Below are 14,388 nucleotides of genomic sequence, written 5' to 3' on the forward strand. Positions count from 1 at the left end.
ATTGCCAAGAAAATTCTCGGAATAAAAGTGGTTATTAGGATGATAATTGTTGAGGGTTTTTCGTCAACTTATTAATTTCTTGATTTGGCGAAATAGGGTAGTAGGTGATTTGAATAATTCTGGCAATATCAGGATTTTATTAGCATAAACTGATGATGAGTATTGCCAAGAAAATTCTCGGAATAAAAGTGGTTATTAGGATGATAATTGTTGAGGGTTTTTCGTCAACTTATTAATTTCTTGATTTGGCGAAATAGGGTAGTAGGTGATTTGAATAATTCTGGCAAGACTAGGATTTTACAGGAAGAAACCGATGATGAATATTGCCAAGAAAATTCTCTGACTAAAAGTGGTTGGTGGGATGATAATTGTTGAGGGTTTTTCGCTAACTTATTAATTTCTTGATTTGGCGAAATAGGGTAGCAGGTGATTTGAATAATTCTGGCAAGAAGAGGATTTTACAGGAAGAAACCGATGATGAATATTGCCAAGAAAATTCTCTGACTAAAAATGGTGTTTGGGGTGATAATTGTTGAGGGTTTTTCGTCAATTTATTAATTTCTTGATTTTGACAAATGTAAATTAGAGTAAGGAGGAAGCAGTCGGAGAAGACAAGGATTTTTACACCTATGCACAAATGATGAAAATTAGAAAAAAAATCTATTACTAATTACTGCTATAGCAATCTTATTTTATTAGTGTCAAAAATATTACTGCTTATTAAGGAATAGCTCATCTGGCAACAGGTAGGAGTTTCAGTTTTTTTATTTACTTTTTGATTTGTTACGACCTATTTAGAATTACGATATTTGGTTTTTAGGGTGATAATTGTTTAGAGTTTTTCGGCAACTTATTAATTTCTTGATTTGGCAAAATGTAGACTAGAGTCGCCTGTGGAAAGTATCAAGTAACCTTGACAAAGGTTCCCTAAAAATATTAACTTAAAATCTAGAGAATAACCTTCCATTAACAGTCAGTATAATGTTGAAAAAATATCTATCTGAAGTCTCATATCAAGCAGTATTTATTGCTTATAACTTTCTGCCAATTAATGTTTGGAAAATACTGTCAAATCCTGCTGCTGAAATACTGGCATTTTTTAACAACTATCAGATTCACAAAAATATTAAATATTTGACTGTTAATAATTACAATTTACAGTTAGACATTTATCAGTCTCTAGCCCCTAAACCACAACCAACAGTAATATTTATTCATGGTGGAGGTTGGGTAGGTCGCCCCAGAGAAGTAGAGCTGTTTTTTTTATTGCCATATCTGAAAATCGGTTTTTCCGTTGTTAATGTGGGATATCGTTTGGCAGCACAGTCGTTAGCACCTGCTGCCGTCGCAGACTGTCGGTGTGCTTTAGATTGGGTGATGAGGAATGCTCAACAATACAATTTCGATCCTGAAAAAATTATTCTTAGTGGGTTTTCTGCTGGTGGTCACTTAGCTATGACAACTGCTTTGTTAACTCCTGATGTTGGTTTTGACTCTTTTTGCGAAGGTGATGAGGAATTAAACGTGGCAGCAATAGTTAATTGGTATGGTGTTACTGATGTCAAAGATTTGCTAGAGGGAGCAAATGTTCATGATTATGCTTTGGAATGGATGGGAAACCAGAGCGATCGCTTGGAAATAGGGGAACGTGTTTCTCCAATTAATTATGTACATTCTCAACTTCCGCCTATTTTTACTGTTCACGGTGATGCCGATCTAAGTGTGCCATATAATCATGCAGTAAGATTTCACGAAGCACTTAATCAAGCTAATGTACCGAATCAATTATTAACTATTCCAGGGGGTGGTCATGGAGAATTTAGTTATAGTGAAAATCTCAATATTTATGAAAATATTGAGTCTTTCCTCAGAAAATATGATTTGTTTAATTGTAAGGATTCAGCTATTAGCAGTCAGCTAACAGCAATTAATAATGAATAATTTACTTCTAAGGTTAGGGAAAGGGACTTTGGCAGTAACTTTTTATTGTTTCTCAATTTCAAAGGTTGCTTTTACATTCCTAAAATTAATAGCTAATAGCCGACGGCTGTTTGCGCAGCATTCCGCAGGAAATGCTTACGTTTAATTATTAAATTAGTTCAACTTAAAGCTAGGTATATATAATTCAAATTCTTTAAAAAAAACAAAATTTTGATGCTTATAATATTTTGACGATTAAAGTTTGCTTAGTTATAGATGAAAATCTCAATTGTTATTAATTTTAATGGATGAGGAAAAATGCTATATCTGAGTGAATTTTCATGGGTTAATTCAGCTATTGGTATGATGTTACCAATTTTCTTGGCACAGGAAGCAACAACTGAACTACCAGAAGTACCAGAGGTAGAACCAACTCAAGTTGGAAGTGGTCTCATTGGATACTTAATAATGGCGTTTTTCTGCTATAAGATTTACCAAAAATTAAATGTTGAAAATGCCTGGTTTGCTTGGATTCCGATTTTAGGTACATACATTAATTTCAAAGCTGCTGATGAGGAAAATCCTGTTTTATGGACAATTTTATCTTGTATTCCATGTATTAATATTATTGCTTCGATTAAATTAATTATGGCTTGGGTGAGAATTTTCAAGAAGTTGGAAAAATCTCCCTGGTTACTGTTGATATGTATCATTCCTTGTGCAGTTTTATTTGTCTTTGGATATGTAGCATTGACCTAAAATATGATTAATAATAGGAAAAAATTGAACAATGCTTAAACTTAAGTACAGAAAAATAATTTTTTTGATTCTCATTGCGATTATGGCAGGAGTATCGATGGTTAGTTATTCTCAATCAGAGACGAATTTCTTGGTCAAAACTGTCGAATTAGTCATATTTCAACAAATGGCAACAATTCTAATTTATCTAACTTGTTTTAGTTGGGATTTTTTGCGTAGTCGATAAAGAAATTGAATGGAAAAGTATTCAGAAAATTTATCTAATAAAGAGCGAAGTCAACGATATATTTATCTGGCGATCGCTCTTATTCCTATTATTGGTAGTTACCTATTTAATTTAGGCTTAAAAATACCATTTCTAGGATGCCCACTCTTACGTTATATTGGTATTCCTTGTCCTGGGTGGGGTTTGACTCGCTCTTTAATGGCAGTTGCACGAGGAGATTTTAGTCAGGCGATCGCTTATCATTTATTTGGGCTTATATTTTTTGCTTTGTTTCTAGTTGCAATTTTACATCTGGTTTTAGAATTAATAAATAATCGAAAGTTCCAAGTATTTTATATACGTTTAATTCAAAATAGTCAGTTTCAGATTTTTTGTTTTCTTGTTTTATTTGGTTATCATGGAACACGTCTACAAGAGTTATGGAAGTCTGGAGAACTGTCTAATTTTTTGATTCATTCAACCCTGGGAAATTGGTTACTTTAGCTGATTAGTCATAGTTATTTTTGTGCTTAAAGCAAAATTAAGTAGGTGGGTATGAAAAATTATCTTTATCACAGTCATTCATGCTAGAGGCAAAAAGTAATATGGAAGATGGTTTTGATGATTTGACTGCCTTACATACTTGTGTTTTTTTGTATTTTTCTACTTACTAAAATTCATTATATTTATCAAATTAATTATTTCTGCCAATTGTTAATTAATGACAGTACAAGATGATAGTCGAGAAAATGAACTTATCCAGTTATTTAACTTAGAAAGACCAGTCAATTTAAGTCGCAGTCGTACAGATGCAATCTTGACTTTAAATCAACTTAAAATTCCTTTTGAATTAAAATCAACTACAAAGACTTCTGTAACTACAGTTAGAGATTTTGGACCGGAACATATTAAAAAATGGAGGGGAAAACATTGGTTATTTGGTTTCTATGAAAAAGGTGGTAAAACCCTAAAATATTGCTTGTATGCTTCCCCTGAAATGATGACTCCTTGGATTAGTGAAAAATCAGATTATGTTGTATCAGATTATAAACTTGCTCAATTAATACCAGAGTTAATTAGCATATCTTTACTATATGAAATTGTTGTGGAAAAAGAAGTTTATACAGTCGAAGATGCTCAGAATCTGCAAAAAAGACAATACACAATCCAAGAATACCGAAATAAAATGGATTTATAATTTGGCTAATCTCCTGAAAGAATGCTTTCAATTTTAAGAGATAGATGTCATTTCAGTTATCAGTTCTTAGTTATTAGTTATTAGTTATAGCAATCCTAAATAGGTTGTAAGATTTTATCGTAGGGGTTTAGTTTCCAAACCCAAGCATCAAGGGATTTGGAGACAAAACCCCTACAATTTTTTCTCACAAATCATTTCATATTGCTATATAAGTTATTAGTTATTAATTATCACTTTATGGTCAACGTTTAAGAGAACTTATAACGGAAACTATTCAACAAAATACTTTACCATTAGACCTCTTCAAAAATCCAGAAAAAATTAATTATTCTCCATAAATTTATCAATTACTTCTCCCTATTCCCTATTCCCTATTCCCTAAAATAGATAATGCTATTTGATAAGCCATAGGAGGTGGTACAGCATTACCAATTTGACCTAATGCTTGATAAACTGCACCAGAAAATTGCCAAGACTCAGGAAAACCTTGGAGAATTCCACAGTCAGGAACAGATAACCGAAAATGATTATTTTTGGCTACAAATAAATGTGCTTTTTCACGATTTTCAGCTACTCCGTTCGGCCAAATATGTAATTTTCCCCAAACTTTTTGTGCAGAAACACTACTTAAAATAGAGGTAGTATGGCGGGGTCCAGTTAATCCACTTCTGAGAGTAGGTGATAAAGCATCAAATCCAATATTTGGTAATCCTAAAGCTTCACGAGTTCCCATACAACGTTGTAATTTTTCTGAAGTTTCACAATTATCAAAAAGATTTAGTTGAATTGGTTGTGTAGATTGATTTTTTGGTAGATGATGCCAATAATGGGTAGGCTGAGGAGGTTGATATTTAGCTAAATATTTTTCATCCCGAAAACCGACAAAAAAGACTCGCTTTCTAATTTGAGGCATGCCAAAATCTGGAGCATTTAAAATAAATTTCGTAATTTTATAGTGAGAAGCTAAAGGATATTCAATAACTTATTCCACATATTTGCTAAACTTTTTACTTACCAATGCAGTAACATTTTCTGCCACAAATATTAGAGGTTTAATTTCCAGTACAGCGCGAATAAATTCCGGAAACATATCGCGATTATCTTCCTTACCTTTTTGACGACCTGCAACAGAAAAAACCTGAAAAAGTAGACCCTCATGGATAATATCAACCGAGCCATTATCAGAACGAAAATCTACTTTTATAACCAAAAAATAAGGTCTAAAGCCTCGCCTTTTGAGGGGATGAAAAGAATAAAATTTAGTATTTTAATCCGGATGATTCAATAGGAGGTACTGTTAACGCAGTTCCTCCAGAGGAGGCTAACTGATAACTGATAACTGATCACTGAAATGACATCTCCTTTTTCACCTGAAAAAATTTGCCAGTCTGGTCGAAGATTACGCAAAGTATTACTAGCTTCTGCAAGAATATCGTAGGAGGAAATATGAGTAAAACCTGCTCGGTCAGAACCAAGATCAAGACCACCACCTCCACTAAATAATGAGAGAGTTCGCCATCTATTTTTAGGCATTTGTGGCATCAACTTTTCAGGATTTAGATTAGGGATATTAATAGGATGTATTGGTTTTTGCCCTTCTCCATTTAAAGCTTGTTTTTTAGCACGACTAGATGCTTTTGAACGTTGTCTATAAATTTCTCTTTGTTCTTCAGTAATATTCCAACCTTGATGCGTCGATGGTGTTGACATTAGGTAAACTTTCTAGATTTATATTTGATTGATAGTCCTATCTTTTTCAGGTAGAAAAAGTTATTCAATATTTTGTAGGGAAGTTACATTGAACTTTCGCTTATTCCTTATTTTCTTTTTTATCCAATTAAAAGGGGAGGCTTGAAACCTTATTTATTTGGTCATATTTCTATTTGTTTAATTGATATTACTATGCTAAAAACTTCTGTTATTATTTACCAAATTTTTGTTAAATCTAAAATAAATCCAGGTAAAATATTTTATCCTAATACTATATTTGGATTGTCTAATATTTCTACTTCTTGACCTTGACGATAAATTTCTACTTGTTGTTGTTTTCGATTAATTAACCAACCTAATTCAGCGCCATTTTCTATATACTCTTGCATTTTTTCTCTTGTTTTTAAGAGTGAATCAGTTGGTGACATTAATTCAATTAAAAAATCAGGACATATAGGAGCAAGATAAATTTGCTCTTCTGATGTCAAAGCATCCCAACGTTCTTGCTTAATCCAAGAAGCATCCGGTGAACGTTTAGCTCCGTTGGGCAGCAAAAAACCACTATTTGAATCAAATACTTCCCCTAAATTATTTTGACGCCTCCAAGCCATTAGTTGATAGATTAAATCAGCATTAATTTTACCTGTACTACTGCCAGTAGGTGGCATGATAATTAAGTCTCCATTTGCCGTTTGTTCAAATCTTAAATCGTCATTCTCGCGACATAGTTGCCAAAATTGTTCTTTTGTAAGGTCGAGTTTTAATTCTAATACTGGTGGTAAATATATTGTGGGTATTTCCATAATTTTTCCTTCCTATTTTTCGGTTAATTTTACCGAATATATTCTATTTCCCTCTGCCTTTAAAGCAAAGTTTCTTTGTAATAAAAACTCCTATATATTTTCATTTTGGTCTTTTTGACTAAAGTCTCATTCACGAAAGTTTTAGTCGTCAAATTCAAGGGTTTTTAGCATTATTTTTTTCAGTTTATCTTTGCTTCAGTTCTCTATTATAACAATCAATTTGAAAAATATATAAAAGTTTCTTCGAGTAATTACTGGAATGATACAATATCAGATATTAGTTATCGTAATGTTTCTAGTTATTTCTGCTTGGCTAGTTAGAGCTAAATCTGTTGTCTAAGCAATGAAAATTGTCTAACCTTAGTCAGTAGTAAAAATTCAATAAACCCCCCATCAAAACAATGGAATTAATCATTTCATCAATTGCTACTCTGATGGCATTCCTCATGGCTTTGAAATATCCTAATATTGCCGGGGTGAAGATAGATTACCGCTTATTTTACAACAAGGAGAATAAATAAATTACTTATTGAGCAAGTAAAAAAAAGATCTGCTTACAAAAGCTGAAAACTCCCATTGATGGTTTGCTAGACCCGCTGACATAATATCCACCGTAACTCTAGAGGTGGTTTACCATTCGCTAAAGGGAATATATCTCTACCAGTCGCCCAACTTTCAAACCAACTTGTGGGAGGCCATACTGTTTCTGGTAAATGCTGACGTTCATATTCTATGACTAACTCATTAGAAACAATTGCTAAGGGTAAACCTTCTATTGCTATTGTCAACTCTTCAGAAGTAAACAAACTTGACCAACATAACTGTGCCATATCTCGCACTAATTTATCTGGCACATATTTATCTACTGTCAAAAATATATTGAATAAAAGTAAACCACCAGAACAAATAACATCAGACATTTTTGCTAGAAATAACCGCAAGTCATCTACATCCCGAAAATGAGATACTACTTCTGTGGCGATCGCTAACTGATAAAAAGCTGGTCGTAACCTTGTCAGTGGTTCAAGAATATCTCCCTCTATCACATTCATTGATAAATTTTCTGTAGAGATCGCTGTTTGTAACTGTTCAATAAAAGCAGGCGTTAACTCCAAAACATCTACATAATGACCTTTTCGCGCCAAAGGTAAAGCATTCCTACCTGTTCCTCCTCCCACATCTAATATTTTCAAGACAGAATTTTTGCCAAATTCTCCAACAGTTGCTAACACTTTAGCATCAGGATGAGAACCAAATAAAGGAGGCTTTCTTTTCTCTATCCAAGACTTATACTGCTCTCCTAAAGTTGGAGTACGAATAGTTACTTGACAAGCTATACCTTTTTTGGGAGGCTTCACTAATTCATATTGAATAACTAACATTGAAGTTGCAGAAGTATTAAACCCTTCTGTCAACCTCGTTTCCATCATTTGACGTAATTGTAATTTTCTTTCAGTGGGCATTGGTCTACCCAGATGAGAGAATAAATTTTCTACAATATTTATATAATAGTCGAGCATACCAGGCAGACAAGGAAGCACCAACTCGCCACGACCTGAAATATAGCTATCAAGCTTATATACAATAGCTTTTTTGAGAATATCTGGCGAAGTTACAAGTGGCAGTTGGTCGCTTATTGGTAATGTCTGTTCCTGGTTCATTAGCAGATTCTGCCTTAATTAATAATAATTAATAATTGTCTAGGCTGGAGAATTTAGTTAGTCCTATAATATTCTAAGTTAATTTTAACTTCTGACTTCTGACTTAATTAATTCTCCCCAGACATATAAGACTCAATTATTGATTATTAATTACTAATTATTCAGTTAACCCTCTAATATTTTAGGTTAACTTCTGACTTCATTTAACTTCTAAATTCAGAATTCTAAATTCAGAATTCTAAATTCATTAAATTGATTATTAATTACTAATTATTCAGTTAACCTTCTAAATATTCTAAATTAACTTCTGAATTCAGAATTCTAAATTCTAAATTCATTAATTAGTACCTGCAAAAACTATTTCTGGTTCTGGAAATTTCGCCTGAGCTTCCGAAAGTGGTCGTCTTCTACCCTCTTCTTGCCAATAATTAATTAGTTCAGTAGCTTTATTCAGGAGATCCACCCGGTCTACTTCGGAAATCCAATGCTTGGCTTCCATTTCCGTTTTTAGTTGTTCCCAAGCATCATTCCGAGGCCAGAAAAAGTAACAAGTTAAAGGACTGGTACCATTTCCTACCACTTGATCTACAGCAAGTGCTACATTATCGTCTAACCAGACTACTTTTAGTATAAACTTGGACAATTTACCTCCTGAGCCAATTTTAGGCTAATTTTCAAACTTTAGACACACAAAATTTCATTTTACCATAAAAATTTAATGATGAATAGAGCAATTTTGGTTTTCGATATTGATGGTGTGATTCGGGATGTGGGTGGGTCTTATCGACGGGCGATCGCCGATACGGTGGAGCATTGTACATCTAGTGCATTTTCTCCCACTTTGGCAGATATTGACCAGCTTAAGTCTGAGGGTGTTTGGAATAATGATTGGGAGGCTTCGCGGGAGTTAGTTTATCGGTATTTTGAGAGGCAAGGTCAAAAACGGGAGGATGTGAATTTAGATTATCAAAAGTTAGTAGCTTTTTTTCAGTCTCGTTATCGGGGTTTAGATGAGGATAACTGGAATGGTTATATTTGTTCGGAACCTTTATTGGTAAGTTCTGGTTATTTTGAGAAGTTGACTGTAGCAGGGTTTTCTTGGGGATTTTTTAGTGGAGCGATGCGAGCTGAAGCTGCTTATGTTTTGGAGGGAAAGTTAGAGTTGAGTTCTCCTGTTGTGGTGGCGATGGAGGATGCACCGGGAAAACCTGACCCGACTGGGTTGTTTGGAGTAGTGGAGCAGTTGGAAAAACAATATGATTTGGCAGAAAATCTACCTGTAATTTATGCTGGGGATACGGTGGGAGATATGTATACGGTGGAGAATGCTCGTGAAAAGATGCCGTCGAGAATTTGGGTTGGTGTCGGTGTGTTGCCTCCCCATGTACAGGAGAACGAGGAAAGAAAAGATGCTTATACTACTAAGTTAAGGGAAGCAGGAGCAAAAGTAGTTTTGAATAATATTGAAGAATTGTCTGTAGAGGCGATCGGTAATTTAATTAATAATTAATAATTCAGGACTTACGCATAGACCATATATATAGCGTTTAAAACTATGGCGCAATAGTTTTGTGACTCTATAGATAGTACCTTTGCGTAAGTCCTGTAATTAATAATTCATATCATGTCCGTTGGTATCGTTTGTGTAAAAGCTGTCGAAATATCTACACTTATGTAATCTTTTTCCTTTTTTTCAAGCTTCTTCCTTCTCCCTTCTTTCTTCTTCCTTCTTCTTCCTTCTTCTTCCTTCTTCCTTCTTCCTTCTTCCTTCTTCCTTACCTTCCCTATACAAGACCGATGCTACCGGACATGATATCAGGACTTACGCAGAGCCACCTTATATCAAATCCGCTTAATTCGGTAGAAAAAAATGTTCTATTTTCAACTATTACCAAAGCTGCCCACACTTCCCACACTTCCCATACTCTTTTTACACTTCCCATACTCTTTTTACACCGATACTACCGGATTTGATATTATTTGTTAGGGGCAAATGCCATTCGTCCCTTACGAAATTGAGCGATCACTTCCCAAACTACTCCCCAAATAATCTCTCGACTGAAACCTCCAGTTCCCTAAACGCCAACGGTACAATAGCCTTTTCCCAAGTCTCGCGCTTTCTCAAATCACCATATTTTTCCCTAATCTCTAAGCGAGAGATACCCAACCGTTTAAAAAACTTGCGGTATTGCTCAATCGTCTGGGGGTGCGTCATAATATCTTTGATTTGTCACTGAATTTTCTTGAAGCAAGAGGTTGAGGTCATTAGTCCATGCAGCCTCTACCTCTGGGCTAGCTGGTTCTACTTTAGTATTTTCACTAGGCTCGGAGTCTTCTGGCTCCGGGCTTAAATCTTTTTCACCCCCTAAATAATCTTTAACAACTTCGTGTAATAATTCTTGGGTAGATTTACCCATGTCTTTAGCCTTTTTGGCCAACTTATCCCAGTCACTTCTGGGAATTTTGGCATTAGCCATTGGTTTTAACTCCTCCCCAGTCACAGTTCTTTCTATATAGTTAGCAGTTAAAGGTTTCCCCTCAGATTTGGAAGTTTCCAGCACTTTTTCCCAACAACTAACAGTCTCATCACACTCTTGGGACACTCGACGGGCTGAACTTCTCAAAGATTGGGCCTGGCTTACATTGTCCGGTAATTCTGTAAAACCTTCCGTCAGCAAACGCCAAGCAGTTTGAGCAGCTTCAATGGTTTTTTTGGCGTAAAAAATGGGTTTTTTTAACCGTTTCTCACAGTATTGTTTGAAAGATTTAAAGCCTATTGGCTCGTACCATTTGTAAAGCTGAAAAGCCTTCAAAATCATGCCCTCTTTGATGTAGGAGTATCTAGCCCCTATCATTTCTCGCTCTAATATGGCGATCGCCTCATCCTCACCTTTCCATGTTTCATCCCAAAATAATTCTAGCCAAGTATTAACAAAAGTATCAGCCCAACTAGGGAATTCCATGTCAGATGTAGGCATTTCAAAGCCGTGGTTAAAAATGTTGCTTATCATTGGTCAAGAGTGTGAGTTTTAGTTTCTAAGGAAGGGAAGTTGGGAAAAGAAGGAGAATACCGCCCAACTTCCAGAGGTAAATACCGATTCGATGTCAAATGAAAATAACCATTAATGAATCTAAGAACACTTCACAATGTTAATGATTGGGTTGAGCCTCACCCACTTATTTTAAAGCGTTTATTTTTTATTATTTTCATAATAAAAAGCGCTCATAATTATGTCAAGTAGTTAAGTAAAATATTTTTAAGTGCTTACTATGGGCAAAGAAAAAGTAAATGGGAAGAAAAACCAAATACCTTCACAAGAAGGAGCAATTAAACTTGACGGTCACTCCAGAAACAAAGGAACGACTACAACATATCGCAGTGGCACTGAATATCAGCCGAAGCGAATTGATAGAGAAGTGGACGACCGCGTGGGACGAGCTTCAATCTATTGGATTATTGGGGGAATCCTTGGCCTGTTCCGGGAAGCAATGAAGGACGCTATTGATTATGTAGATACTCATGGCGAACTATTGGAACAAAGGTTGGAGGAACACAAGCAAAAAAAGGCCAACCTTTTAGACAAATTCACTGCTTTGGAAACAGAAATTATCCACCTTTTGGAACAGGTCAAAGATCATCCAGACAATTCGCACTTAGAAGAAGAGTAAAATCAGGGTGCCGATCGCAGCAATGCGGTCGGCTTTTAAATGCGATGATTTTCATCGCGAAATAAAATAACTTCTGACTTCTTTAACTCTCAATATAACTATCAATAACTTTGATAATATTAACCCCTGTTAATTTCACATAATTATCCATATATCTATTAGCAGGAGTCAGCACTGGTAAATTTTTCCTATAAATAGGCAGCCAAAACTCACTATTTATACTCCAATTTTTGACGGTATTTTGATGATTTTCCAGATAATTTTGAATCAGATATTCATAGACAAACTGTTTTCTAATGCTTCTACTTTTAATTTCTTCTCGGTTGACTGGATTGAGATAATAGTCAAAATTGGCATATTTAATATCAATCACCTTAATAGAAATTTTGGTCATAACTTTCTGCAAGAAACTGCCAAAGCTTTGATTAATTTCTTTGAGAGACCGAAGTCTATCTTTATCCCGAAATAATGACAGATAAAATATGTTGTCTTTGAGCAGAGATTCAGACCCCAATACATAATTAATGAAGCGTTGAAAAAATCTGTGGGGGGATAAGATGCCAAATTTCAGAGCCAGATAAAATACATGATTCAAATTTTCCATCATTTGTAATTGTTCGAGATTAAAATCATCCAATATTTCCCAGTAAGAATAAAACCGCTCTGGCAAAGAATTAACTGTTAGTATATCTCCGTCAAGTTTGCAGAATTTAGCCAGCTCTTTAAAGGTATGATTTTCTAGTTCAGGGTTTTGGTGAACAGAGGCAATTTTTAATTGATATTTATTACATTTGAAGCTGGTGTAGTAGCGTAGGTCGTTCCAATTTTTGACTTTTTCAATTTGATATGAAGTCTTAGATGAAACTAAATCTAAAAGTGCGGAGTTTGAGGAGTTATCTTTAGTCTGAAATGAAAGAATTACAGCATCGGGAAAAATCTCTTTACCGTTGACGTGGAAAATATTACTCAGATCGATCATTCTGTTTTTATAGTTCAAATGAGCAATTATTTCTGAGGCAACATATCGACTATTCATATAAGAGACAAAACATGAATTTATCTGTTTGAGCAAATAAGTTAAACAAATTCCTTCCCAAACACTATGAAAATTATTAAATCCCCAAATTTTGCCGTCTTTTGTGTCATCTAACTCTCCGAATAAAAATTTCTCAATTGCATCATAAAAATCCCAATAATCTATATCTTTCAACGGCGTATATTTATCAATTTTTTGTAAAGCATCTTGTAAAGTATCAATAATTAACGGATAATTAGTTTCGCTAAACAAGCTATATTCATCCCCAATATATTTTTCCCGAAACCTAGTAGATAAAGCAGCAATTTCTGGATTCACACTTTCCCCTAATTTTTGCTGAATCTCACTAAATAAATAACAATACATTGCCACAATATCAGAAGCTTCATAAGATATTTGTTGTCTAGGTACGTCAATGGAATCTATAAATATTGCACCATTATTTAGGAAAATAGCTTTATGAAGATAGCGATGAATTTTACTATAGTCTATTGTTTTAGATTTACTGAGACGGGAGACAAGTGCTAATATTTTTAATTCATCGTAGATATCTAAGATATTATCTAAGGCATCAAGTTTACTATAAAAAATACTTTCTTGATTATCGTTCACGACAACTTCTTTTCCCGCTTCTTCTTCCAGTACACCGTCACGGTCATTAACTTTGATATTTTTCTGTAAATATCCTTTTTCTTGATAGATTTTCTGGATAATTTTCAGGAGTTTATAGAGTTTGAAAAACAATTCACACTTAAAGTCGAATCTATCAATATTTGGATCGTACTCAGTAAATCCTTTTGGTAAATGAAAAATTAAGTTACCTCTCTTTTTTTCAATTCCGACAAAAGAATATTTAGGGTTGACTTGAGGTTTGATTTCGGCAAAATTTATCATTGTTTTGAGCAAGGAAGAGGAAAAATGGAAGGTAAACATTCAGCTTTTAGCTGTTTCACAAATAATGAATATACACTCTCTCTCCTCAAGATTAGTTTTTTTCCAATACTTTTAATTATCCTTAAATCTATCAATACTAATTCCTGCTCAAAAGGCAATGAATTAATGGCTGAATGCTGACAATGGAAGAAGTAAACCAGATAAATAAATTTAGGGAATAAGAGAAAGTCAAGATAATTAGTGATTATAAGACTAAAAGACTCATTTACTCCTGCCATTACTCAAACATGAAACTAGGTAAAAAATTTTATATCAATTTCCAAAAATATTACTACAAAATATCAGGTTGCTGTTAGGAGTTCAGAATTTCGTGGGGGTTTGGTCTCCAAAACCTCTTCAAACCTCCAAACCCCCAAAAGTATTGACTGCCAAATCTCAGAGTAAGCAAAAATTCTTATTGCTGCATACGCAATAGGAATAATTTCCTAAATCTCAGAGTAAGCAAAAATTCTTATTGCTATATACGCAATAGA

General features: G+C 34.3%; 15 protein-coding genes and 1 pseudogene. 9 read left to right on the forward strand and 7 right to left on the reverse strand.

The window, feature by feature from the left end:
* Window positions 1–210 precede the first annotated feature (210 nt).
* From ACP6PK_RS10540 to ACP6PK_RS10570, 7 genes are all read left to right on the forward strand, one after another.
* Window positions 211–375, forward strand: a complete 165-nt coding sequence (locus tag ACP6PK_RS10540) for a hypothetical protein (protein WP_426559564.1) — start codon at window positions 211–213, stop codon at window positions 373–375.
* A gap of 26 nt (window positions 376–401) precedes the next feature.
* Complete coding sequence (locus ACP6PK_RS10545; protein WP_426559565.1) at window positions 402–536, forward strand: hypothetical protein; 135 nt, start codon at window positions 402–404, stop codon at window positions 534–536.
* A 445-nt stretch (window positions 537–981) separates the two neighbouring features.
* Window positions 982–1,941, forward strand: coding sequence for an alpha/beta hydrolase fold domain-containing protein (locus ACP6PK_RS10550; RefSeq protein WP_426559566.1), 960 nt, complete (start codon window positions 982–984; stop codon window positions 1,939–1,941).
* Window positions 1,942–2,238: 297 nt separating this feature from the next.
* Entirely contained in the window at window positions 2,239–2,679 is a 441-nt protein-coding gene (locus tag ACP6PK_RS10555) for a DUF5684 domain-containing protein (RefSeq protein WP_426559567.1), read from the forward strand.
* 31 nt (window positions 2,680–2,710) lie between these two features.
* A complete protein-coding gene (locus ACP6PK_RS10560; RefSeq protein ID WP_426559568.1) occupies window positions 2,711–2,905 on the forward strand; it encodes a hypothetical protein in 195 nt (64 codons plus the stop codon).
* A gap of 9 nt (window positions 2,906–2,914) precedes the next feature.
* A complete protein-coding gene (locus tag ACP6PK_RS10565) occupies window positions 2,915–3,388 on the forward strand; it encodes a DUF2752 domain-containing protein (protein WP_426559569.1) in 474 nt (157 codons plus the stop codon).
* A 217-nt stretch (window positions 3,389–3,605) separates the two neighbouring features.
* Window positions 3,606–4,082 carry a hypothetical protein gene (locus tag ACP6PK_RS10570; RefSeq protein WP_426559570.1) on the forward strand — a complete coding sequence of 159 codons (477 nt, stop codon included), beginning with the start codon at window positions 3,606–3,608 and terminating at the stop codon, window positions 4,080–4,082.
* Window positions 4,083–4,446: 364 nt separating this feature from the next.
* Here ACP6PK_RS10570 and ACP6PK_RS10575 read toward each other — a convergent pair.
* The 5 genes and pseudogenes from ACP6PK_RS10575 to ACP6PK_RS10595 all read right to left on the reverse strand — a co-directional run bounded on the left by ACP6PK_RS10575 (window position 4,447) and on the right by ACP6PK_RS10595 (window position 8,899).
* Window positions 4,447–5,292, reverse strand: a pseudogene (locus tag ACP6PK_RS10575) (DNA cytosine methyltransferase).
* Between the two features lie 71 nt (window positions 5,293–5,363).
* The gene (locus ACP6PK_RS10580) at window positions 5,364–5,792 is read right to left on the reverse strand and encodes a hypothetical protein (protein WP_426559571.1); all 429 of its coding nucleotides are present in this window, start codon (window positions 5,790–5,792) and stop codon (window positions 5,364–5,366) included.
* Window positions 5,793–6,052: 260 nt separating this feature from the next.
* On the reverse strand, window positions 6,053–6,595 hold the full coding sequence (locus ACP6PK_RS10585; protein ID WP_426559572.1) for a Uma2 family endonuclease: 543 nt from the start codon (window positions 6,593–6,595) through the stop codon (window positions 6,053–6,055).
* A 587-nt stretch (window positions 6,596–7,182) separates the two neighbouring features.
* Window positions 7,183–8,256, reverse strand: coding sequence for a class I SAM-dependent methyltransferase (locus tag ACP6PK_RS10590; protein WP_426559573.1), 1,074 nt, complete (start codon window positions 8,254–8,256; stop codon window positions 7,183–7,185).
* 337 nt (window positions 8,257–8,593) lie between these two features.
* A complete protein-coding gene (locus ACP6PK_RS10595) occupies window positions 8,594–8,899 on the reverse strand; it encodes a 30S ribosomal protein PSRP-3 (RefSeq protein ID WP_426559574.1) in 306 nt (101 codons plus the stop codon).
* Between the two features lie 75 nt (window positions 8,900–8,974).
* Here ACP6PK_RS10595 and ACP6PK_RS10600 point away from each other — a divergent pair, with 75 nt between their 5' ends.
* Window positions 8,975–9,766, forward strand: a complete 792-nt coding sequence (locus tag ACP6PK_RS10600) for a TIGR01548 family HAD-type hydrolase (protein WP_426559575.1) — start codon at window positions 8,975–8,977, stop codon at window positions 9,764–9,766.
* A 682-nt stretch (window positions 9,767–10,448) separates the two neighbouring features.
* Here the strand turns inward: ACP6PK_RS10600 and ACP6PK_RS10605 are convergent.
* Window positions 10,449–11,234, reverse strand: a complete 786-nt coding sequence (locus tag ACP6PK_RS10605) for a hypothetical protein (RefSeq protein ID WP_426559576.1) — start codon at window positions 11,232–11,234, stop codon at window positions 10,449–10,451.
* A gap of 292 nt (window positions 11,235–11,526) precedes the next feature.
* On the opposite strand from ACP6PK_RS10605, the gene ACP6PK_RS10610 reads away from it, so the two are divergent.
* Window positions 11,527–11,925: a hypothetical protein gene (locus ACP6PK_RS10610; protein ID WP_426559577.1), complete on the forward strand. Its 399-nt coding sequence runs from the start codon at window positions 11,527–11,529 to the stop codon at window positions 11,923–11,925.
* Window positions 11,926–12,007: 82 nt separating this feature from the next.
* Here ACP6PK_RS10610 and ACP6PK_RS10615 read toward each other — a convergent pair whose 3' ends face one another.
* Complete coding sequence (locus ACP6PK_RS10615; protein ID WP_426559578.1) at window positions 12,008–13,855, reverse strand: hypothetical protein; 1,848 nt, start codon at window positions 13,853–13,855, stop codon at window positions 12,008–12,010.
* Between the last annotated feature and the right edge of the window lie 533 nt (window positions 13,856–14,388).

The sequence above is a fragment of the Dapis hubbardiae BLCC-M172 genome, from assembly GCF_050016015.1.
In the GTDB taxonomy this organism is placed as follows: domain Bacteria; phylum Cyanobacteriota; class Cyanobacteriia; order Cyanobacteriales; family Microcoleaceae; genus Trichodesmium.